Consider the following 264-nt stretch of genomic DNA (forward strand, 5'->3'; position numbering starts at 1 on the left):
GCTTCCGCATCAACACCCTTTACCTGGACGGCGCCGGCTGAGTCGGACTGATCGCCTTCCTCGCCTACGGCATCGTCTGCGGCTGTCTTTGGGTCGGCCCTACCTGCAGCGAAAGTGAAGCGCTTTCCATCGATGACGAGCGTCTGATACATCGCCTTCGCGAGCTCATTGACCACTTCCACCGTCTTAGCGTGGCCGGACCTAGGGACGCTAAGTAACCGGTTGCGGGTCGATAGGTCCAGCAGCTCGAGGCGGGCCCGATTG

At 61.4% G+C, this 264-nt stretch carries 1 protein-coding gene; it reads right to left on the reverse strand.

Features of this window, described 5'->3' with window-relative positions:
- The coding region (locus Q5762_RS38695) for a DUF4011 domain-containing protein (protein WP_315897001.1) at positions 1 to 245 on the reverse strand (245 nt) is incomplete at its 3' end.
- Between the last annotated feature and the right edge of the window lie 19 nt (positions 246 to 264).

It is taken from the genome of Streptomyces sp. P9(2023) (assembly GCF_032436795.1).
GTDB lineage: Bacteria > Actinomycetota > Actinomycetes > Streptomycetales > Streptomycetaceae > Streptomyces.